The organism is Sphingomonas rubra (assembly GCF_900115745.1).
Lineage (GTDB): Bacteria > Pseudomonadota > Alphaproteobacteria > Sphingomonadales > Sphingomonadaceae > Sphingomonas > Sphingomonas rubra.
Genome location: NZ_FOXP01000010.1, coordinates 21,615 through 42,150 on the forward strand (window position 1 = coordinate 21,615; position 20,536 = coordinate 42,150).

A 20,536-nucleotide genomic window follows, 5' to 3' on the forward strand; every position below is an offset into this window, starting at 1 on the left:
GGACCGCGCGCCGGAGCGCACGGTCCCTCCCACCCGGTCGTGCCGGTCAGTTGGCCAGGCGGACCGCCAGGAACGCGGTCGCGCGCTGGCGCGTCACGCGCAGCAACACCTGCGGCCGTCCCGCCGCCCGCGCCCGCGTCACCGCCGCGGCGAACTCCGCACCGGTGCGCACGGGCTCGCCATTGACCTGGCTGATGACGTCGCCGCGCTTCAGCTTCTGGCCGGCATCGGTGGTCGGGCTCGCCTGCGCGACCACGACGCCGGCGATCGACGGATCGATCTGGAGCGTCCGCGCGATGCCGGGGGTCAGCGGCTGCACCGACAGACCCAGCGTCGCCGCGCCGGACTGCCCCGCCGCCGGCGAGTCGCCGTCCGCGTTGGGATCGAAACTGTCGCCGCCCGCGAGCGCGCTGAGCTGCTCGTTGGTCGGACGGTTGACCACGCCGACGTTGATCGTCTGCGGACGGCCATTGCGCAGCACGTCCAGCCGGGCGTTCTGCCCCGGCGCCACCGCCGCGACCAGATAGGCGAGCGTCGCGTCGGGCGTCACGTCGGTGCCGTTGACCTTGGTCACCACGTCGCCGGCGCGCAGGCCGGCCTTGGCCGCCGGACCGCTCGGCTCGACGCTCGCCACCAGCTCGCCGCGGTTCGGCGGGATGCCCAGCGCCGACGCCACGTCGGTGTCGACCGGGCCGCCCAGGCCGATGCCGATATAGCCGCGCTTGATCGCCTGGCCCTTCATCAGGGCATCGATGATCGGCTTGGCATCCTCCGCCGGGATGGCGAAGCCGATGCCGATATTGCCGCCTGCCTGGCTGCCGAGGATCTGCGAGTTGATGCCGATGACGTTGCCGTTCAGGTCGAACATCGGGCCGCCGGAATTGCCCTGGTTGATCGCCGCGTCGGTCTGGATGAAGCGGCTGCGCGGCCCCAGCTCGGACGAGCGATGGACGGCGGAGACGATGCCCGCGGTCACCGTGCCGCCCAGCCCGAACGGGTTGCCGATCGCGACGATCCAGTCGCCCACCCGCGCGCGGGCCGAGTCGCCGAAGCGGACGAAGGGCAGGCCCGTCGCGTCGATCTTGAGCAGCGCCAGGTCGGAATCCTCGTCGCGGCCGATCAGCTTGGCGGTGTATTCCTTGCGGTCGGGCAGCGTCACCGTGATCGAATCGACGGTGGCGCCCTTGGCACCCGGCGCGACCACGTGATTGTTGGTGACGACGTAGCCGTCCGACGAGATGATGAAGCCCGATCCCAGCGACGCGCCCTGCCGCCGCGTCGGCGCGCCGCCGCCACCGCCCTGGCCGCCGAACAGCCCCTCGAACGGGGTGCCCGAGAACGGATTGGCCTGCGTCTGCTGCGTGATCGTCTGCCGGGTGGAGATGTTGACTACCGCCGGCTGCAGCTTGGCGACCATGTCGGCGAAGCTCATCGGCGCGCCGGCGCGCGGTACCTGGGCCTGGATCGCGCCGGGCTCGTTCTGGGCGGTCTGCGCGAAGGAAGGCTGGAGGGCCAAGGTGGCGGTGGCACCACCGAGCAGGAGCGCGCCGGTGAGGGCGTAGGCATTGCGCACGATCGTGATGTTCCTCTCGTTCGTCGTTCGAATTGACCGCCCTATCGCGGCGGGCGGCTGAACGACTGTTGAATGTCAGGCGCGCGGGGCGGTTCCCCTACCCTCTGACCTATCGCGCGCGCCCCTCGAACTCGCGCAGGTAGGAATTGTTCGGCGACAGCAGGAACGTCGTGCTGCCCTCCGTCGATCCATCAGCGCCGAACGTCCGCCGGTACGACTGCATCGCCCGGTAGAAGTCGTAGAAGCTCGCATCCTTGCCGAAGCTCTGCGCGTAGATGCGCGAGGCCTCCGCGTCGGCGTCCGCGCGCACCACCTGGGCACGGCGCTGCCCCTCGGCGGTGATGGTGATCGCCTCCTGCTGGCGCGCGGTCTGCATGCGGCGCAGCGCCGACTCGAGCGGCGTGCCCTCGGGCAGCTCGGCCTCCTTGATCCGCACGTCGACGATCTCGACGCCGTACTGGCGCGCGCGGCGGTCGAGCCCCTGCTGGATCGAGTCCATCACCTCGCCCCGCTCCGGGCTGAGCAGCGCGGTGAAGGGCACCTTGCCCAATTCGTTGCGCAGTGTCGAGCCGAACAGCGGCCGCAGCTGGTTGGCGACGCCCTCCTCGCTGCCCGCGGTGGCCAGCATCAGCCGGGGGTCGACCACCCGGAAGCGTGCGAACGCGTCGACGTTGAGCCGCAGCTGGTCGGTGGAGAGCACCTGCGTGTTCTCCAGGTCGAGGTCCAGCACCCGCTTGTCGACCCAGGTGATGCGATCGATGAACGGCACGCGGAACAGCGGCCCCGCCCCTGTCGAAGCGCCGATCGTCTCGCCGGGGCGGTATTGGTTGACCACGCGGATCGGCTGGCCGAAGCGGTAGACCACCGCCTGCTTCGTCTCCGGCACCACCGCGAAGGTCGCGGCGGCGAGGATGACGAGCAGCAGCGCCGCGATGCCCAGCGTCACCGGGTTCTTCCACACGCCGTTCATTGTGCCGCTCCCGTCTGCGCGGCAGGCGGGGCCGGTTCGGCGGCCGCCCTTTGCGCGGGCGCCGCCTGCGGGTCGACCACGCGGCGGGCGCCGGGCACGCCGAGGTAGGGCACCACGCCCTGTGGCTCGACGATGGTCTTGTCCGATTTGGCCAGCACGGCCTCCATGGTCTCGTAATACATGCGTCGGCGCGTCACCTCGGGCGCCAGGCGGTACTGCTCGTACACCCGATCGAACGCCGCCGCCTCGCCCTGAGCGCGCGCCACCACCTGCTGGGCATAGCCGCGCGCGCCGTTGAGCGCCGCGACCGCGCCCTGCTGCGCCTCCGTCACCTTGTTGAAATCGTCGACGATCTGCTGCGGCGCGGTGGCGCGGTTGATCGACACGCCCTGGATCGCCACGCCGGAGCGGTAGCTGTTGAGGATGTTCTGCGTCAGCTCGGCGACGCGCCCCTCGATCACCGTGCGCCCGGCGCCCAGTGCCTGGTCGAGCGTGGTGGTCGCGATCACCGCGCGCATCGCGCTCTCGGCGGCGGCGCGCACCGTCTCCTCCGGCTGGGCGAGCTGGAACACGTAGTTGCGCGGGTCGGCGACGTTCCAGCGCACCGAGTAGGTCAGGTCGACGATGTTCTGGTCGCCCGTCAGCGTCAGGTTGACGCCGTCGCCCTTGGGAAAATTCTCGGTGCGGAAGCGCTGCACGTCCACCGTCTGCACGCGCGCGATCGGCGCGGGCGGGGTCAGCTGGATGCCCGGCTGCAACGTGCCGGCGTAGCGCCCGAAATAGGTGACGATGCCGCGCTCCTGCGGGCCGATCTGGTGAAACGAGGTGAACACCACCCACACCGCCACCAGCACGCCGGCACCGATCAGCCACAGCCGCCGCGCGCTGGCGCCGCCCGGCAGGCCGGACCAGCCGCCGCCCGCGCCGCCGCCATTGCCGCCGCCGCGTGCCTTGCGCAGGAACTCGTCGAGCGCGCTGGGGCCGTTACCGGCCGGCTTGCGCCCGCCCGGCGGCTGCGCCCAGGGGTTGCGCGGCCCGCTGCCGTCGTCGCCGCCCCCGCCCCACGGCCCCTTGGGGTTGTCGGCGCGCAGGACGGCGGGAATCAGGGGGGAGCGCCGCCACGGGCGCGACAGGATGTTCATGCTCCACCTATAAGAAGGCGCGGCGGCGAAAAACAGTGGCACCCGTCCTTTGCGGCCCTATCTGCCCCAAGGATGGACAAGCAAGTGACCGCGGCCGTCGCCGCAGTGGCGGGAACGCGCGCGACGGTGCGCGCCGACGGGGACCGGATCGGCGTGGTGCTCGACGCCACCGGCCTCTCCGCCCCCGAGCGGGACGCAATGGAGGCGGCGGTGAAGATGGCCGCGCCCGGCGCCCGCGTGATCGTCACCGCCGAGCGCCAGGCGCGCGCGCTGATCGCCGTCGCCAGCGGCAAGGGCGGCGTCGGCAAGTCGACGCTCGCCGCCAATCTCGCGATCGGCCTGGCCCGTGCCGGCCGGCGCGTCGGCCTGGTCGACGCCGACATCTACGGCCCCTCGCAGCCCCGGCTGATGAAGGTCGAGGGCACCCGGCCCGACGCGATCGAGAAGCAGCTCATCCCCGTCGCCACTCCCCACGGCGTGCCGATCCTGTCGATGGGACAGCTGGTCGCCCCCGATCAGGCCATCGCCTGGCGCGGGCCGATGGCGGCCGGCGCGCTCGGCCAGCTGGTGGAGGGGGCGTGGGGCGCCGCCGACACGCTGATCCTCGACCTGCCGCCCGGCACCGGCGACGTGCAGCTGACGATGATCCAGAAATATCGGCCGGCGGGGGCGGTGATCGTGTCGACGCCGCAGGATCTCGCCCTGATCGACGCCCGCCGCGCGATCGACCTGTTCGCCAAGGCGGGCATCCCGATCATTGGGCTGGTCGAGAACATGGCCGGTTACGCCTGCCCGCATTGCGGCACGGTGTCCGACCCGTTCGGCCGCGGCGGGGCCGAAGCAGCGGCGGCCGAGCTCAACATCCCCTTTCTCGGCCGCGTTCCCCTCGACATCGCCATCCGCACCGCCTCCGACGCCGGCGAGCCCCCCGCCGCGAGGGACGACGACCGCATCTTCGCGCCCATCGCCGCGCAGGTCGCCGGCTGGTTGCAGGATCGCTGAGCCCATGAGGGCAACAACGGCGTTGTCCCTCCCAAGTCGTCGCGCCGGGCTCGTCCCGGCGTCCAGAGCCAAGCAGCGCCTCCGCCTGTCGCCCTGGATGCCGGGACGAGCCCGGCATGACGCCAGACAGGAGAAGACCATGCCCCTCACCGCCGACGCCGACATCAAGGCCCTGCTCGAAGGCGCGCGCACGATCGCGCTGGTCGGCGCCTCCGACCGGCCCGATCGTCCGTCTTACGGCGTGATGGCGATGTTGCAGCGCCACGGCTACCGCGTGATCCCGGTCAACCCGCAGATCACCGGCGAGCACGTCCACGGCGAGTTCGTCTTCCGCGACCTGTCGCAGCTCGGCGACCCGATCGACATCGTCGACATCTTCCGCCGCCCGGAGGCCGCGGGCGAGGCGGTGGACCAGGCGATCGCGATCGGCGCCAAGGCGGTGTGGATGCAGCTGGGCGTGGTCAACCACGACGCGGCCGCCCGCGCCGAGGCGGCGGGCCTCCAGGTCGTGATGGACCGCTGTCCCGCGATCGACATCCCGCGGCTGGGCGTCGCGCGCGTCGGGTAGCGGCGTTTCCCTGTTTCCAATGGCGCGCGGCTGCGTCATGGTCGCGCCCGACAAGGGGGTGCCCGATGCTGTCGCTGCTGCTGATGCTCGCCGATGTGGAGACGATGATCGCGCGGTCGCGCACGCTGACGGCGCCAGAACGCGGCTGCCGCGTGGGGCAGCCGACCGATATCACCGTGTGCGGGCGCCGCGCCGCCGATCGCTTTCGGGTGCCGTTCGTCGGCTACGAGCCGGGCGACCCGCGCGCCGAGACGGTCGCGGGCGAGCGGCAGCGCCTGCTCCACCGTACGGACGCCTGCCAGGATCGACGCGCGATCATGGTCGGCTGCGGGTCTTGGGGCCTCGGCGTGACCAGCGGCGGGGGCAAGGGCACCCGGCTGTCGGGCCGGACGCTGGCACCATGAGCCTGCTTCTCATGATCCTGGCGCAGGTGGCAGCACCCGCCACCCCGCCCCAGCGCATCTCCATCCTCGCCAGGCAATGCCCGGACCCGGTCGGCGGCGAGGTGGTGGTGTGCGGCAAGAACGACGCGCCGCGCCTGCCGCTGCCCGACGAGCGCCGCGAACCGGGCGAGATCGTCCACCACAAGGGCCAGGCGAGCCTGGACAACGGTGCCGGACGATGTGCGGTCGCGGGCTGCCAGGTCGGCGTCGACCTGTTCGGCATGGCCACCGCCGCGGCCCGGCTGGTCGGCAAGGTCGTCGACCCGAACAGCTGCTGCGACGAGCCCGGTCAGGGCACCAGCCCCGGCCTGTTGCTGCGCGACGTCGCCGGCGCCTTCCGGAAGAAGCCCGACAAGTCGAACCGCGTCGCGATCGATCTCGATGCGCCGCCGCCGCCGCTCGCCGGACGGCTATCACCCTGACGACGGGCGGCGGGGGATGACGGCGGCCTAGCCCAGGATCGGCATCCACAGCGGCTGGCCCGCCAGGCTCTGCGATCCCCGCAGCCGCTCCAGCGCCTGCGCGACGCAGCGTTCCGGGCCGTCGTGGGTGACGATCGCGACCAGCGCGTGGCCGTCGGCGCTGGTGCCGCGCTGGATCAGGCTCTCGATCGATACGCCCGCGTCGCGCATCGCCGCCGCGATCTCCGCCAGCACGCCGACCCGGTCCTCGACGGTGAAGCGCAGATAGGCGCGGCCGCGACGCTCGCCGCTGTCGGCGCGCGGCGCAGCCGCCAGCGCCGCCGCCGGCATCGCGAACGGCGTACCGACCACGCCCCTGGCGATGTCGATCAGGTCGGCGACCACCGCGCTCGCGGTCGGCCCCGCACCCGCGCCCGCGCCCTGGAACAGCAGCCGGCCGACATGGTCGCCCTCCGCCACCACCGCGTTGGTCGATCCGGTGACGTGCGCCAGCGGATGGTCGATCGGCACCAGATGCGGGTGGACGCGCTGGAACAGCCCGCCGCCTTTCTGATCGGAGGGGCCCGCCTCCGCCACGCCGACCAGTCGTACGCGGTGGCCGAGCGCCGCCGCCTCGGCGATGTCCGCGCCCAGTACGTGGCGGATGCCCTGCACGCCGACGTCGCCGAACGCCGGCCGCGTGCCGAAGGCGAGGCTCGCCAGGATGGCCAGCTTGTGCGCCGCGTCGATGCCGTCGATGTCGAAGGTCGGGTCCGCCTCGGCATAGCCCAGTGCCTGCGCTTCGCTCAGCACCTCCGCGAAGTCGCGCCCTTCCGCTTCCATCTTCGACAGGATGAAGTTGCAGGTGCCGTTGAGGATGCCGGTGACCCGCGCGATCTCGTTGGCCGCCGCACCCTCGCGCAGGCCCTTGATGACGGGGATGCCGCCCGCGACCGCCGCCTCGAACTTCAGCGGCAGGCCGCGTTCTTCGGCCAGCGCGGCGAGCTCCAGCCCATGGTGCGCCAGCATCGCCTTGTTGGCGGTGACCAGCCCGCGCCCGGCAGACAGCGCCCCGCGCGCCAAGGTCAGCGCCGGCCCGTCGGCGCCGCCGATCAGCTCCACCACCACGTCGACCTCGTCGTGGCCGGCGAGCGCGGCGGTGTCGTCCAGCCACGCGAAGCGCGACAGGTCGATGCCGCGGTCGCGCGTCCGGTCGCGCGCCGATACCGCCACCACCTCGATCGCGCGCCCGCTGCGCCGTTCGATCAGCGCGGCATTGGCGTCGAGCAGCCGCACCACGCCCGCCCCCACCGTGCCGAGCCCCGCCAGTCCCACGCGCAACCGATCCGCCATTCTCAACCCCCATCCGTCATGCCGGGCTCGTCCCGGCATCCAGAGCCACGAACGGCATCGCTGCTTGGCACTGGACCCCGGGTCAAGGCCCTCCTGAGTTTATCGAAGGGCCCGGGGTGACGAAAACCTCGCGGACGCTCCGGCTAGGCAAGGCACGCCGCATCCGCCATGCTTGAGGCCATGCAAGCCACCCACTCTCCCGCTCCCGAGCATCCCATCCGCGAACTCACCGCGCGCGGCATCCTGCTCGGCGGCCTCATCACGCTGCTGTTCACCGCCGCCAACGTGTATCTCGGCCTCAAGGTCGGGCTCACCTTCGCCACCTCGATCCCCGCGGCGGTGATCTCCATGGCGATCCTGCGCTACCTGCCGGGCGCGACCATCCTGGAGAACAACATCGTCCAGACGGTGGCCTCCGCCGCGGGCACGCTGGCGGCGATCATCTTCGTGCTGCCCGGCCTCGTCATGATCGGCTGGTGGCAGGGCTTTCCCTATCTCACCACCGCGGCGATCACCGCGACGGGCGGCATCCTGGGCGTGATGTTCTCCGTTCCCTTGCGCCGCGCGCTCGTCGTCGACACGCCCCTTCCCTTCCCGGAAGGCCGCGCCGCCGCCGAGGTGCTGAAGGTCGGCGCCGGCAGCCGGGAGGGCGCGGCGGAGAGCGCGCGCGGCCTGTGGGTGATCGTGTGGACCGCGATCGTCTCCGCCGGCTTCGCGATCCTGACGCAGACGCGGCTCGTCGCGGCGGAAGCGGCGCTGTGGTTCCGCGCCGGGGCCGGGGCCACCGGCATTTCGGGCGGCCTGTCCTTCGCGCTGATCGGCGCCGGCCATTTGGTCGGCCTGTCGGTCGGCATGGCGATGCTCGCGGGGATCGTGCTGGGCTGGTGGATCGTGCTGCCGATCCTCACCGCGGCCGCACCGCAGGCGGGCGACGTCGCTGCCTGGGCGGGCGGCGTTTTCAGGAGCGACGTGCGCTTCTTCGGCGCGGGCGTGATCGGCGTCGCCGCGATCTGGACGCTGCTGCGCATCATCGGCCCCGTCGTGAACGGCGTCCGCTCCGCGCTCGCCGTCTCGCGCGACCGGCGCGGGGGCGTGGCGATCGCGCTCGGCGATCGCGACCTGCCGATCGGGCTCGTCGGCCTCGTCTCGCTCGGCATGTTGCTGCCGATCGGGATTCTCCTCTGGTCGGTGCTCACGGGCGGGCCGCTGGCGGGATCGGAAGGGGTGCTGATCGCCGGCGCGCTGTTGTTCGTGGTCGTGGTCGGCGTCGTGATCGCGGCGGTGTGCGGCTACATGGCCGGCCTGATCGGCGCGTCGAACAGCCCGGTATCGGGCATCGGTATCCTGTCGATCCTGGCGGCCAGCCTGATGCTCGTCGGCCTGTTCGGCCGCGGCACCCCGCCGGAGACGACGCAGGCGCTGGTCGCCTACGCGCTGATCGTCACCGGCATCGTCTTCGGCGTCGCCACCATCTCCAACGACAACCTCCAGGACCTGAAGACCGGCCAACTGGTCGGCGCCACCCCCTGGAAGCAGCAGGTGGCGCTCGTCTTCGGCGTGATCTTCGGCTCGCTGGTCGTCCCCCCCGTCCTTAACCTGCTCGGCTCCACCTTGGGCTTCGTCGGTGCGCCCGGCGCCGGCCCCAACGCGCTCGCCGCGCCGCAGGCGGCGCTGATCTCGGCGATCGCCAAGGGCGTGCTGGGCGGCGATCTCAACTGGGCGATGATCGGCTGGGGCGCGCTCGCGGGTGCCGGCGTCATCGTCCTCGACGAGGCGCTCGGCCGCGCGAACAAGCTGCGCCTGCCGCCGCTCGGCGTGGGATTGGGCGTCTACCTACCGATGGCGGTGACGCTGCCGGTGGTGCTGGGCGCAGTGATCGGCGCCTCCTACGACCGCTGGGCGCGCACCCGCTCCGACCCGGAAGCGGCGGAGCGGATGGGCGTGCTGGCGGCGACCGGCATGATCGTCGGCGAGAGCCTGTGGGGCGTCGCCTTCGCCGGCATCGTCTACCTCACCAACTCGGACGCGCCGCTGGCAGTGGCGGGCGAGGCGTGGGAGACGCCGGCGCTGATCGGCGGGACGCTGCTGTTCCTGGGGCTGGTCGCGGCGATCTACCGTTACGTGCGGCGGGTCGCGGTGTAATCGGCTGCCCGTTTGGACATCGGTTTCATCGTTGTCCGGGCCTCTTGCAAAGCCTTTACTGAATCGGCCCACGAAGAGCGCCGGCGGCGAAGCCGCCGTCGGACGGGCTCAGGCTTCGCCGACCCGCCGGCCGGGCGGGGCGCTGCGCGCTGCGCGCTGCGCATCGGCGCGGGCGCCTGCGCCCCGCCTCACATCGCCTTCAGCAGCTCGCTTACCGGCATGAACGCGAACCCGATCGAGCTGTCGGCGATGCCGTACGGGATGAACAGCGTGTCGTTGTGCCGGATCGCCCCGCACGAGTAGACGACGTTGGGCACGTATCCCTCGCGGTCCTGGTCCTTGGCGGCGAGCAGCGGCTCCTTCATCCGCCCGATCACCTTGGACGGATCGCGCTTGTCGAGCAGCACCGCGCCGATCGAGTATTTGCGCATCGCGCCGACGCCGTGGGTGAGGAGCAGCCAGCCCTCGTCCAGCTCGATCGGCGGCCCGCAATTGCCGAGCTGGACCAGCTCCCACGGATATTTGGGGGTCAGGATCTTCTGCCCGTCCTCCCAGTGCGTGAGGTTGTCGGACTTCAGCAGGAACACGTTCTCGCCGTCCGACCGGCCGATCATCATGTATTGGCCGTCGACCGTGCGCGGGAACAGGCCCATGCCCTTGTTGCGGCTCGCCGCGCCCGACATCGGCACCAGGTCGAACGCGCGGAAATCACGCGTCCGCATCATCTCCGACTGGATCTGCGAGCCATTATAGGCCGTGTAGGTGCCGATCCATTCCCACGTGCCGTCGTCGTGCTGGAAATGGACGAGACGCAGGTCCTCCAACCCCTTGGACTGCGCCTCGGTGATCGGGAAGATCACCGTGCCCGACAGCGTCGAATCGCGGTGGCGATGCACCGTCACCTCGCCCGTCGGCGCCTCGTCGCTCGCCCGCGCGATCATGTCGGTGGCGGTGGCGAAGGGCGGCTCGGGCGCGAGCATCATGCGACAATCGTCGGTGATGATCCCCTCACGGAACGCCACCGACGAGATGTGCCCCTCGCCCACCGCGCGCATCGACATCAGGATGCGAAGGCTGCCCGGCGGCATGCCCGACTGATCGAAATGCGGCACCGCGCTGGGGTTCATCAGCGCGGCGGCGGCGTAGCTGTACTCGTGGCAGAAATAGGCGCCGATCAACTGGCGCTTCTCGTCGCCGATCGTGCGCCCGTCCAGCCCCAGCAGATCCTCGATCTGGTCGTAGCGGGTCATGAACACGCGCCGGGTCTGCCAGTGACGCGCCTCGAAATCCTTGAGCACGATTTCCAGCTGGTCGCGCGCCTCCTCGGCGGACATCTCCAGCACCTCGCCCACCAGCCGCTCGGTCCGGCCCGGCACGCCGCCGATGCCGCCCACCGCGATATGGAAAGGCCGTACCACCACACGGGACGGGTCCGCGTGGAGGCGCATGTCATGCGTAACCAGATGCATCGTGGAGAAGCGCCTCGACTGGTGACCCGTGTGCGCCACCTCCACCTGTGTTAAGCGGCGGCGCGCTCCGCCCCTGCCACGGGACGTTGCGCTTGGGAAACCCTGGAAATCGCGCAGTTGGCCAATTGCAGCGCCAGGATCGACTCGGCGCCCTGGTTGCGGTTGAGCCCGGTCGGCATCAGCCCGTCGAAACAGCCGCCGTCCGCGACGCTCGCCAGCGGCAAGTCCAGATCATTGTGCCCCAGGAACCAGCCATAGGCCCGCTCCGCCTCCGCCAGCCACGCCGCATCGTTGGTCTGGGCGTGGGCGGTGAGGCAGGCGTCCACCGTCGCCTGCGCCTCCAGCGGCTGCTGGTCGAACTGGAGCGGTTCGGCATAGGGGCGGTGGAAGCTCTCTGTCCCCACCGCGCGAAACCGACCCTCGGGCGAGGTCTGTTTGTCGCAGATCCAGCGCAGCGTCGACAGGCCGCAGGCGACCAGGTCGTCGCGGCCCAGCGCGGCGCCGGCCCGGATCAAGGCCTCGGGCAGGCGCGCATTGTCGTAGGCGAGCACGATCTCGAACCACTGCCATTCGGGCCGCCGCGCCGCGTCGAGCAGCGCCAGGTGCACGTCGGGGAACTTGGCCAGGATCGAGCGCGACAGCTCGTGCCCCGGCTTCGCCTCCAGCATCGCCGCGGCGCCCAGCATCGCGAACGCCTGCGCGCGCAGCGATTGCAGGTCGAAGGCGATGCTGCCGGTCGAATCGAACATCGCGCCCGCCCAATCGCGGTGCTTGCCCTCCTGCGCGTCGCGCGCGGTGACGCCCAGCGCCCACAGCGTCCGGCCGTTCGAATCCTCCGACCCCTCGTCCTCGCACCAGGTCCGGTCGAAGTTCATGAAGTTGCGGAACCGCCGCTTGTCGGGGTTCCAGGCATATTGGACGAACGAGGCGTAGATCGTGGTCCACTTGTCGCGCGCGACGGGATCGAGGTCGCGCATCGCGCTCACCAGCATCAGTGCGCGGGCATTGTCGTCGATGCAGTAGCCGTGGCGCCGGTCGGGGATCGAGTAAATCGAATGCTGCAACATGCCGGTCGCGTCGCTCATCCGCTCGACAGCGGCGAAGTCGGGCGCGATCGGCCGGATCGCCGCCGGGGCGGCCACGATCCGGCGCGGCTGCGCGGCGATCGCCGCCGCCGTCTCCGCCAGCATCGCCTCGGCGAGCCGCGGCCAGATCATCGTCCGCCCGCGCGCATAGGCGCGCTCGGCCAGCCGCCCGCGATCGCGATCGCTCGACAGCAGCCGGTCGATTTCGCGCGCGAAGGCGGCGGCGTCGCCGAAATCGACCAGCACGCCGTGCCCGTCGGCCAGGATCTCGGTCGCGTGGACGTAGGGCGTGGACACCACCGGCTTGCCGACGCCGATCGCGTAGGAGAGCGTTCCGCTCGTGATCTGCGCCGGATTGGAATAGGGCGTCGCGTAGATGTCCGCCGCCTGGAGATAGTCGATCAGCTCGTCATGCTCGACGAAGCCGTCGAGGAAGCGGACGTTGTCGGCCACGCCCTTCTCCGCCGCCAGCGCCTTCAGCCGGTCGCGATACTTCTCCCCCTCGTGCGCGACGAGGTTGGGGTGGGTCGCGCCGAGCACGACGTAGAGCGCGTCGGGATGCCGCTCGACCACCGCGGGCAGCGCCGCGATCATCGTCTCGATCCCCTTGTTGGGCGCGAGCAGGCCGAAGGTCAGCACCACGCGCCTGCCCTGCCAGCCGAACCGCTCCTTCAGCGTATCGGGATCGATCAGCGCCCGGTCGGGCACGCCGTGCGGGATCATCGCGATCTGGCGCGGATTGGCACCGTACACGCGGGTCAGGATCTCGCGCCCGCGCTCCGCCATCACCACCACGCGCGCGGCGCGGCGCAGCAGCCCCTCCATCACCCGCCGCTCGTCGGCGCTCGGGCGTTCCAGCACGGTGTGGAGCGTGACGATGACCGGCATCGTCGTCCGGTCGAGCAGCGCCAAGATGTGCTCGCCCGCCGGCCCGCCATAGATGCCGTATTCGTGCTGCAGCCACAGCGCCTGCGCGCCGCTCGCCTCGATCCGGCGCGCCGTGTCGAGATAGGCGGACAGGTCGCGTTCCGGGATCGTGCCCGTCACCGCGGCGGGATAATCGTAGCGGCCGACATGGTCGTCCATCGCGTACACGTCGACCTGCACATCGGGGAACCGATCGCGCATCGCGCCGTAGACGTCGGTGGTGAAGGTGGCGAGGCCACACTGGCGAGGCAGGAAATTGCCGATCATCGCCAGCCGCTCGATCGTGCCCGTGCCCACCACTTCGCTCATCATCATTCCCTTGCAGCACCACGAACGAGGCTACCCCAATCGCGTGTGCAACGATAAACCGTTCATCTCCCGGAAAGTTTCTGGTTTTTGGTGCAGCGCACAAATTCTCGTCCGGCGCCGCTCTCGGCCCGTCGCAACTCAGCCGCGACCGCGATACGGCGCGACCCCCTGATCGGGCACCCACAGGTCGGCGGGCGGCGGCCCCGACTGCCAGAACACGTCGATCGGAATGCCGCCGCGCGGATACCAATAGCCGCCGATCCTGAGCCAGCGCGGCGCCATCTCCGCGTGGAGCCGCTCGCCGATGCCGACGGTGCAATCCTCGTGGAACGCCGCGTGGTTGCGGAAGCTGCCCAGGAACAATTTCAGCGACTTGGACTCGACGATCGTGTCGCCGGGCGCGTAATCGATCACGAGATGCGCGAAATCGGGTTGCCCGGTGACGGGACACAGCGAGGTGAACTCCGGCGCGGCGAAGCGCACCAGATAGGTGCTGCCCGCCCGCGGGTTGGGCACGTAATCCAGCACCGCCTCTTGCGGAGAGGCGGGCAGCGGGGCCGTCTGGCCGAGGAACTTCGGGGTCATGCCCGCGCATGTAGGATGCCAGGGCGCCCGTGAAAACGCTGATCCCCATCCTCGGCGACCAGCTGTCGCCCACGCTCTCCTCGCTCCGCGACGCAGCACGCGCGGACAGCGTCGTGCTGATGATGGAGGTCGCCGACGAGACGACCTATGTCCGCCATCACCGCAAGAAGCTCGTCTACATCCTCTCCGCCATGCGCCACCACGCGGAGGCGTTGCGCGCCGATGGCTGGCAGGTCGACTATGTCCGCCTCGACGATCCCGACAATACCGGCAGCTTCACCGGCGAGGTCGCCCGCGCGGTCGCGCGCCACGATCCGGCCCGTATCGTCGTGACGGAGGCGGGCGAGTGGCGCGTCCAGGCGATGCTGGAGGCGTGGGAGACGCTGTTCGGCCTGCCCGTCGACGTCCGCCCCGACACCCGCTTCCTCGCCACCCACGCCGATTTCGAGCAATGGGCGGAGGGTCGCGCCGACCTGACGATGGAGTGGTTCTACCGCGACATGCGCCGGCGCACCGGGCTGCTGATGGAGGGCGGCAAGCCGGCAGGCGATCGCTGGAACTTCGACAAGGAGAATCGAAAGCCGGCGCAAGCCGACCTGCTGATGCCGCGTCCCCTCGCCTTCCCGCCGGACGCGATCACGGCGGAGGTGATCGCCCTGGTCGCCGCGCGCTTTCCCGACCATCCCGGCAGCCTCGACGGATTCGACTATGCCGTCACTGCCGCGGATGCTGAGCGGCAGGCCGCGATCTTCTTTGCCCACGCCCTGCCGCAGTTCGGCGACTATGAGGACGCGATGCTGACCGGCGAGCGGTTCCTCTGGCACTCGATCCTGTCGCCCTACCTCAACTCCGGCCTGCTCGATCCCCTCGACCTGTGCCGCCGCGCCGAGGCCGAGTACCGCGCCGGCCGCGCGCCGCTCAACTCGGTCGAGGGCTATGTCCGCCAGATCATCGGCTGGCGCGAATATATGCGCGGCATCTACTGGCGCGAGGGCCCCGATTATGTCGACCGCAACGCGCTCGACCACCATCGCCCGCTCCCCGCCTTCTACTGGACGGGCGACACCGACCTCCACTGCCTGAGAGAGGCGCTCGGCCAGACGCTCGCCACCGCCCACGCGCACCATATCCAGCGTCTGATGGTCACCGGTAACTTCGCGCTGCTGATCGGCGCCGACCCGGCGGAGGTGCACCGCTGGTACCTGGAGATCTACGTCGACGCCTATGAATGGGTCGAACTGCCCAACACGCTCGGCATGAGCCAGTGGGGCGACGGCGGCCTGATCGCGACCAAGCCCTACGTCTCGTCCGGCGCCTATATCGACCGCATGTCAGATTACTGCCGACACTGCCGCTACGACGTGAAGCAGCGCGTCGGCCCCGATGCCTGCCCGTTCAACGCCCTCTACTGGGACTTCCTCGCCCGCCACCGCGACAGGCTCGGGCAGAACCGCCGCCTGGCGATGCCCTACCGCACCTGGGACAAGCAGTCACCGACGGCGCAAACCGATACCAGGGCGCAGGCCGCGGCGTTCATGGCGGGGCTGGATGCCGCTGGCGGGTACGGCGATCCGCCTCCGTCGGCTGAGCTTCCGTGATCGTCGTCCCTCTTCGTCATCCCGGTGCGGTGCGCGACCGCTGCGAAATGCCTTCCAAGGCACTTCCTTCTTCGTCACCCCGGACTTGTTCCGGGGTCCACCGTGCCGCGAAATAAACGAGATATTGCTTTGCGGCGCGGTGGATACCGGAACAAGTCCGGCATGACGGGCGGTGGCAGACGCCCGCCAACCCGGCGGTAGGCGACACTGCCGGACCAGACACACCACGCCCCTGTCGCGTCCGGCTCCACGCCCACCTTGGACAGGCGCGCCCCAGCCGCGCTAGACGAAGCCATGGACTCCCTCGTCACCCCCGACTGGCTCGCCACCAATTTCGGCGCGCCCGGCCTCCACATCGTCGACGCGACGCTGCTCGACCCTTCGCTCGGCCGCGACGCGCGGGCCGAGTATGACGCCGGCCACATCCCCGGCGCCGTCTTCCTCGACCTCGCGAGCCTGCGCGACACCGCCTCGCCCTTTCCCAACACCCTGCCCGGCCCGGACACGCTCGCCGCCCGCCTGCGCGCGCTCGGCATCGGCGACGGCGCGCGGGTCGTGCTCTACGACGACAGCCCCTGGCACAGCGCCGCCCGCGCCTGGTGGCTGCTGAAGAGCTACGGGATCGGCGACGTCGCGATCCTCGACGGCGGCCTTTCCGGCTGGCGGGCGGCCGGTCACCCGCTTGACACCGCTCCGCCTTCGCCCCGCGCCGCCGAGCCCCCGCCCGCGCCCGCGCCCGACTTCAACCCCGCCCGCCTGCGCACGATCGACCAGATGCGCGCCAACCTCTCCACCCAGGCGGAGCAGGTCGTCGACGCCCGCTCCCTCGCCCGCTTCTCCGGCGACGAGGCCGATCCGCACGGCGCCGCGCCCGGCCACATCCCCGGCTCGACCAACCTCCACTACGCCCGCCTGTTCGACGGGGAGGGTCGGTGGAAACGGAGCGAGGCGCTCGCCGCCGCCTTCGCGCAAGGCCATGTCGATCTCGACCGGCCGACCGTCGCCACCTGCGGCTCGGGCGTCACCGCGGCCGTGCTGGCGTTCGGCGCGCATCTGCTCGGCCGCGAGATGGCGATCTACGACGGCAGCTGGTCCGAATGGGGCCGCGATCCCTCCACCCCCAAGGAGCTCGGCGCATGAGCGACACCGGCAAACCCGTCCGCCCCCGCACCCAGGTCGTCCGCGCCGGGCGCCGTCCCGAATGGACCGGCGGCATCGTCAACCCGCCGGTCTGGCGCGCCTCCACCATTCTCTACGACGACGTCGACAGCCTGCGCGAGCGCGGTGGCGGCGACACGCATCACCGCCTCTATTACGGGCGCCGCGGCACGCCGACGCAGTGGAGCCTCGCCGACGCGCTCACCTCGCTCGAACCCGGTGCGGAGGGAACCTTCCTCTACCCGTCGGGGGTCGCCGCGATCGCCGCCGCGCTGCTCACGGTGCTGTCACCGGGCGACGAGCTGCTGCTGGTCGACAGCGCCTATGATCCCACCCGCGCCATGGCGTCCGGCTTGCTCCGTCGGTTCGGCATCGCCACCCGCTTCTACGACCCGCTGATCGGCGCGGGCATCGCCGAGCTGATCGGCCCCGCCACCCGCGCGATCTTCATGGAAAGCCCCGGCAGCCTCACCTTCGAGGTGCAGGACGTGCCCGCGATCGTCGCCGCCGCCCGTGCCCGCGACGTCACCACCATCCTCGACAACACCTGGGCGACGCCGCTGCTGTTTCCCGCGATCGAGCGCGGCGTCGACCTGACGATCCTCGCCTGCACCAAATACGTGGTCGGCCATTCGGACGTGATGCTCGGCTCGGTCACCGCCGGGCCGGGCCAGTTCGCCCGGCTACGCGACATGAGCTTCCAACTCGGTCAGGTGGTCAGCCCCGACGATTGCTGGCTCGGCAGCCGGGGCCTGCGCACCATGGCCGTCCGCCTGCGCCAGCACGGCGAGAGCGCGCTCGCCATCGCCCGGTGGCTGGCGGACCGGCCGGAGGTCGCCACCGTGCTCCACCCCGCGCTTCCCTCCTGCCCCGGCCACGACGTGTTCGCGCGCGATTTCCTCGGCTCCTCCGGCCTCTTCTCCTTCGCGCTGGCGGGTGGCGGCGAACGGGAGCGGGCCGCCTTCATCGACGCGCTCGATCTGTTCGGCATCGGCTATAGCTGGGGCGGGTACGAGAGCCTCGTCGTCCCCGTCGACGCCAACCGCCACCGCGGCGTCGGCGCGCCGCCGCCTCCCACCCCGACCGTGCGCCTCCAGATCGGCCTCGAAGACCCGGAAGACCTGCTCGCCGACCTCGATACGGCCTTCGCGGCCTGGCGCGCGGCAATGGCATGAACCCCGTCCTCGCCTGGTGGCAGGCGACCGGCTTCGCCACGCCCGGCCCCGCCGACCTGGTCCAGCTCGCCGCGGCGGGCGGGGTCGTGCTGGTCGCGCTGGCCATCGGCGTCCTCGCCGGGCGGCGCACGGGGCCGCGGCTCGCGACCTGGTGGCGCACCCATGTCGCGGGCCACGGCGAGGGGGTATGGACGCGGCTCTCCGCGATCGTCCGCCACGCGGTCGCCGCGCTGGTGCTGGCGATCGCGCTCGGCCTTTGGCCATGGCCGCCGCTCGCCGCGCTGCCGCTCGGCTTCACGCTCGGCGTCGCCGCCGGCCTCACCGCGCATCAGGTGCTGCGCGGGCTCGGGCTGCCGCGCTGGAGCGCCTGGGCGATCGCCGCGATCCTGTTCGTGGCGCTGTTCAGCCAGTCGGTCGGCGGCCTCGCCGCGATCACCGCCGCGCTGGAACGGATCGGCGTCGGCGTCGGTCGCCGCCGGCTATCGCTGCTGACCCTGGTCACCATGCTGGTGACGGTGATCGCGCTCTACGCGCTGATCCGCTTCGTCAACCGCGTCGCCGCCCACTCGATCGCCCGCGCCAAGGGGCTGGACGCCACGCAGAAGCTGCTCGCGCAGAAGCTGGTCGGCATCGTCGTGGTGGTGGTCGTCTTCTTCTTCGGCATCGACCTGCTCGGGCTCGACCTGACCAGCTTCGCCGTCTTCTCCGGCGCCTTCGGCCTGGCGATCGGCTTCGGCCTGCAGAAGACCGTCGGCAACCTGATCGCCGGCATCATCCTGCTCATGGACCGCTCGATCAAGCCGGGCGACGTGATCGTCGTCGGCGAGGAGGCGGGCCGCGTCAACAAGATCGGCGTCCGCGCCGTCTCCGTCGTCACCCGCGACGGCAAGGAACACCTGATCCCCAACGAGAACCTGATGACGCAGGAGGTGGAGAACTGGTCCTATTCCGACCGCAACGTCCGCGTCCGCATCAAGGTGGGCGTGCCCTACGACTGCGACCTGCGCGTGGCGCAGGCGCTGATGCTCCAGGCGGCGAGCGATTCCCCGCGCGTCCTCGACAGTCCCAAGCCCAATGTCTGGCTCACCTCCTACGGCGACTATGCGGTGGAGCATGAGATCCTCGCCTGGATCAGCGATCCGGAAGGCGGCGTCGGCAACGTCCGCTCCGACGTGCTCAACCGCCTGTGGTGGCTGTTGAAGGACGCCGGCATCGCCATCCCCGTGCCGCAGCGCGACATCCGCATCCTGCCCGCTGGACCGACCGGGTCCTAGGACGGATCGACATTCGGCATTTCTCCACCCCGGCGAAGGCCGGGGTCCAGTCGGGAAGGTCGTGGAAGAGGTGGGACGCCCAACCGTTCGCGTTTCGCAGCTGGACCCCGGCCTTGGCCGGGGTGGATGATGAAGCGCAGCGTTGAATGTCCGTCCGCCCCAAAGTTCTTCACGAAACTTCTTGTGCACCGCAACAACGCGCGTCATGTTCGGTGCACCGGCGGGCAGATCGCGCACGGGGTTCCACCCCAACACCCAACAGACGCGGCATCCGGCGGCCAGCAGGCGGGGACATCGGCTTCATCCTTCGGGAGAATACCAGATGCGCCTTTCGCACCTCCTCCTCGGCGGCCTCGCGCTCGCCGTCACCACCCCTGCCCTCGCGCAGGACGACACCGCTCCGCCTAAGGCGGTCACCGTCAGCGGCTCGGTCGGCCTCACCTCCGACTACCGGTTCCGCGGCGTCTCGCAATCGGACGAGAACCTGGCCGTGCAGGGCGGCATCACCGTCAGTCACGAGAGCGGCGTCTATGCCGGCGTCTGGGGTTCCAACCTGGCGGGCTGGGGCACGTTCGGCGGCGCCAACATGGAACTGGACCTGATTGCGGGCGTGAAGGTCCCGGTCGGCGGCGGCACGCTCGACGTCGGCGCCACGTGGTACATGTACCCCGGCGGCTTCGACAACACCGACTTTATCGAGCCTTATGCCAGGCTGTCGGGCACCGTCGGCCCGGTCGGCCTGACCGCCGGCGTCGCCTACGCGCCCAAGCAGCAGGCGCTGGGCGCCTGGTACTCGTCCGGCGCGGTCGCCGCCACCGGCGTCTACGACGATCCCGGCGACAAGAACGACAATCTCTATCTGTGGGGCGACGTCAGCACCGCCGTGCCCGATACCGGCCTCACCGTGAAAGCGCATCTCGGCTATTCCAACGGCAACAAGGGCCTCGGCCCCTTCGCCACCAGCGTCGCGCCCACCGGCGAATATGTCGATTGGCTGGCGGGGGTCGACTATACCGTGCCGGGCACCCCGCTGACGGTGGGCGTCGCCTATGTCGACACCGACATCGACCGCGCCGAGGCGGCCTATCTGCAACCCAGCTTCAGCAGGGGGCAGGACGGGGTTGGCTCGATCGCCGACGCGACGGTACTGTTCACCCTGACTGCCGCTTTCTAGAGCATGATGACATGAGCTTAACCCGTTCGTGCTGAGCGAAGTCGAAGCACAGGCCCGAGGCGATGCGCTCGTAACCTGCCCTTCGACTTCGCTCAGGGCGAACGGCAGTGGATCAATCCATCGTCATCCGGCTCTAGCGTCGAACGACATATGACCGGATCGTTCGTCCTGAGGAGCCATTGAGCACC

General features: G+C 70.7%; 17 protein-coding genes. 10 read left to right on the forward strand and 7 right to left on the reverse strand.

Translation table 11 applies throughout. The features are described from left to right. Window positions 1-46 precede the first annotated feature (46 nt). The 3 genes from BM145_RS12545 to hflK all read right to left on the reverse strand — a co-directional run bounded on the left by BM145_RS12545 (window position 47) and on the right by hflK (window position 3,685). The gene (locus BM145_RS12545; protein WP_093334005.1) at window positions 47-1,573 is read right to left on the reverse strand and encodes a Do family serine endopeptidase; all 1,527 of its coding nucleotides are present in this window, start codon (window positions 1,571-1,573) and stop codon (window positions 47-49) included. A 109-nt stretch (window positions 1,574-1,682) separates the two neighbouring features. Beyond that, a complete protein-coding gene (hflC, locus tag BM145_RS12550) occupies window positions 1,683-2,543 on the reverse strand; it encodes a protease modulator HflC (protein ID WP_093334006.1) in 861 nt (286 codons plus the stop codon). Then, window positions 2,540-3,685 (reverse strand): protease modulator HflK, encoded by a 1,146-nt coding sequence (gene hflK, locus BM145_RS12555; protein ID WP_093334007.1) that lies wholly within the window; start codon window positions 3,683-3,685, stop codon window positions 2,540-2,542. The genes hflC and hflK overlap by 4 nt, the downstream gene beginning before the upstream one ends. A 72-nt stretch (window positions 3,686-3,757) precedes the next feature. Here hflK and BM145_RS12560 point away from each other — a divergent pair, with 72 nt between their 5' ends. The 4 genes from BM145_RS12560 (at window position 3,758) to BM145_RS12575 (ending at window position 6,120) form a co-directional block, all read left to right on the forward strand. Further along, complete coding sequence (locus BM145_RS12560) at window positions 3,758-4,687, forward strand: Mrp/NBP35 family ATP-binding protein (protein ID WP_093334008.1); 930 nt, start codon at window positions 3,758-3,760, stop codon at window positions 4,685-4,687. 139 nt (window positions 4,688-4,826) lie between these two features. Next, complete coding sequence (locus BM145_RS12565) at window positions 4,827-5,255, forward strand: CoA-binding protein (RefSeq protein WP_093334009.1); 429 nt, start codon at window positions 4,827-4,829, stop codon at window positions 5,253-5,255. Between the two features lie 65 nt (window positions 5,256-5,320). Further along, entirely contained in the window at window positions 5,321-5,659 is a 339-nt protein-coding gene (locus tag BM145_RS12570) for a hypothetical protein (protein ID WP_093334010.1), read from the forward strand. Further along, on the forward strand, window positions 5,656-6,120 hold the full coding sequence (locus tag BM145_RS12575) for a hypothetical protein (RefSeq protein ID WP_143090187.1): 465 nt from the start codon (window positions 5,656-5,658) through the stop codon (window positions 6,118-6,120). Before BM145_RS12570 ends, BM145_RS12575 begins: the two co-directional genes overlap by 4 nt. 27 nt (window positions 6,121-6,147) lie before the next feature. Here BM145_RS12575 and BM145_RS12580 read toward each other — a convergent pair whose 3' ends face one another. Next, window positions 6,148-7,452, reverse strand: a complete 1,305-nt coding sequence (locus BM145_RS12580) for a homoserine dehydrogenase (protein WP_093334012.1) — start codon at window positions 7,450-7,452, stop codon at window positions 6,148-6,150. Window positions 7,453-7,632: 180 nt separating this feature from the next. Between BM145_RS12580 and BM145_RS12585 the strand changes: the two genes are divergently transcribed. Beyond that, window positions 7,633-9,594 carry an OPT family oligopeptide transporter gene (locus tag BM145_RS12585; RefSeq protein ID WP_093334133.1) on the forward strand — a complete coding sequence of 654 codons (1,962 nt, stop codon included), beginning with the start codon at window positions 7,633-7,635 and terminating at the stop codon, window positions 9,592-9,594. Between the two features lie 188 nt (window positions 9,595-9,782). On the opposite strand, the gene BM145_RS12590 is transcribed toward BM145_RS12585, so the two are convergent. From BM145_RS12590 to queF, 3 genes are all read right to left on the reverse strand, one after another. Continuing rightward, complete coding sequence (locus BM145_RS12590) at window positions 9,783-11,063, reverse strand: glycoside hydrolase family 130 protein (RefSeq protein WP_093334013.1); 1,281 nt, start codon at window positions 11,061-11,063, stop codon at window positions 9,783-9,785. A gap of 50 nt (window positions 11,064-11,113) precedes the next feature. Further along, window positions 11,114-13,387, reverse strand: coding sequence for a glycosyltransferase family 4 protein (locus BM145_RS12595; protein ID WP_425441097.1), 2,274 nt, complete (start codon window positions 13,385-13,387; stop codon window positions 11,114-11,116). Between the two features lie 135 nt (window positions 13,388-13,522). Next, a complete protein-coding gene (queF, locus tag BM145_RS12600) occupies window positions 13,523-13,969 on the reverse strand; it encodes a preQ(1) synthase (protein ID WP_093334014.1) in 447 nt (148 codons plus the stop codon). Window positions 13,970-13,998: 29 nt separating this feature from the next. Between queF and BM145_RS12605 the strand changes: the two genes are divergently transcribed. The 5 genes from BM145_RS12605 (at window position 13,999) to BM145_RS12625 (ending at window position 20,348) form a co-directional block, all read left to right on the forward strand. Beyond that, window positions 13,999-15,567, forward strand: coding sequence for a cryptochrome/photolyase family protein (locus BM145_RS12605; protein ID WP_093334015.1), 1,569 nt, complete (start codon window positions 13,999-14,001; stop codon window positions 15,565-15,567). A 294-nt stretch (window positions 15,568-15,861) separates the two neighbouring features. Then, complete coding sequence (locus BM145_RS12610) at window positions 15,862-16,707, forward strand: sulfurtransferase (protein WP_093334016.1); 846 nt, start codon at window positions 15,862-15,864, stop codon at window positions 16,705-16,707. Then, entirely contained in the window at window positions 16,704-17,900 is a 1,197-nt protein-coding gene (gene metC / locus BM145_RS12615) for a cystathionine beta-lyase (RefSeq protein WP_093334017.1), read from the forward strand. The genes BM145_RS12610 and metC overlap by 4 nt, the downstream gene beginning before the upstream one ends. Continuing rightward, a complete protein-coding gene (locus BM145_RS12620) occupies window positions 17,897-19,174 on the forward strand; it encodes a mechanosensitive ion channel family protein (RefSeq protein ID WP_093334018.1) in 1,278 nt (425 codons plus the stop codon). Before metC ends, BM145_RS12620 begins: the two co-directional genes overlap by 4 nt. Window positions 19,175-19,496: 322 nt before the next feature. Further along, complete coding sequence (locus BM145_RS12625) at window positions 19,497-20,348, forward strand: TorF family putative porin (protein ID WP_093334019.1); 852 nt, start codon at window positions 19,497-19,499, stop codon at window positions 20,346-20,348. Window positions 20,349-20,536: the final 188 nt, after the last annotated feature.

Bases quoted from the DNA above. Each gene is read 5' to 3' on its own strand.
- BM145_RS12625 (WP_093334019.1), top strand. From the start codon at position 19,497: ATGCGCCTTTCGCACCTCCTCCTCGGCGGCCTCGCGCTCGCCGTCACC.
- hflC (WP_093334006.1), bottom strand. From the start codon at position 2,543: ATGAACGGCGTGTGGAAGAACCCGGTGACGCTGGGCATCGCGGCGCTG.
- BM145_RS12595 (WP_425441097.1), bottom strand. From the start codon at position 13,387: ATGATGAGCGAAGTGGTGGGCACGGGCACGATCGAGCGGCTGGCGATG.
- queF (WP_093334014.1), bottom strand. From the start codon at position 13,969: ATGACCCCGAAGTTCCTCGGCCAGACGGCCCCGCTGCCCGCCTCTCCG.
- BM145_RS12585 (WP_093334133.1), top strand. From the start codon at position 7,633: ATGCAAGCCACCCACTCTCCCGCTCCCGAGCATCCCATCCGCGAACTC.
- BM145_RS12610 (WP_093334016.1), top strand. From the start codon at position 15,862: ATGGACTCCCTCGTCACCCCCGACTGGCTCGCCACCAATTTCGGCGCG.
- hflK (WP_093334007.1), bottom strand. From the start codon at position 3,685: ATGAACATCCTGTCGCGCCCGTGGCGGCGCTCCCCCCTGATTCCCGCC.
- BM145_RS12570 (WP_093334010.1), top strand. From the start codon at position 5,321: ATGCTGTCGCTGCTGCTGATGCTCGCCGATGTGGAGACGATGATCGCG.
- BM145_RS12580 (WP_093334012.1), bottom strand. From the start codon at position 7,452: ATGGCGGATCGGTTGCGCGTGGGACTGGCGGGGCTCGGCACGGTGGGG.
- BM145_RS12560 (WP_093334008.1), top strand. From the start codon at position 3,758: ATGGACAAGCAAGTGACCGCGGCCGTCGCCGCAGTGGCGGGAACGCGC.
- BM145_RS12590 (WP_093334013.1), bottom strand. From the start codon at position 11,063: ATGCATCTGGTTACGCATGACATGCGCCTCCACGCGGACCCGTCCCGT.
- metC (WP_093334017.1), top strand. From the start codon at position 16,704: ATGAGCGACACCGGCAAACCCGTCCGCCCCCGCACCCAGGTCGTCCGC.
- BM145_RS12565 (WP_093334009.1), top strand. From the start codon at position 4,827: ATGCCCCTCACCGCCGACGCCGACATCAAGGCCCTGCTCGAAGGCGCG.
- BM145_RS12620 (WP_093334018.1), top strand. From the start codon at position 17,897: ATGAACCCCGTCCTCGCCTGGTGGCAGGCGACCGGCTTCGCCACGCCC.
- BM145_RS12575 (WP_143090187.1), top strand. From the start codon at position 5,656: ATGAGCCTGCTTCTCATGATCCTGGCGCAGGTGGCAGCACCCGCCACC.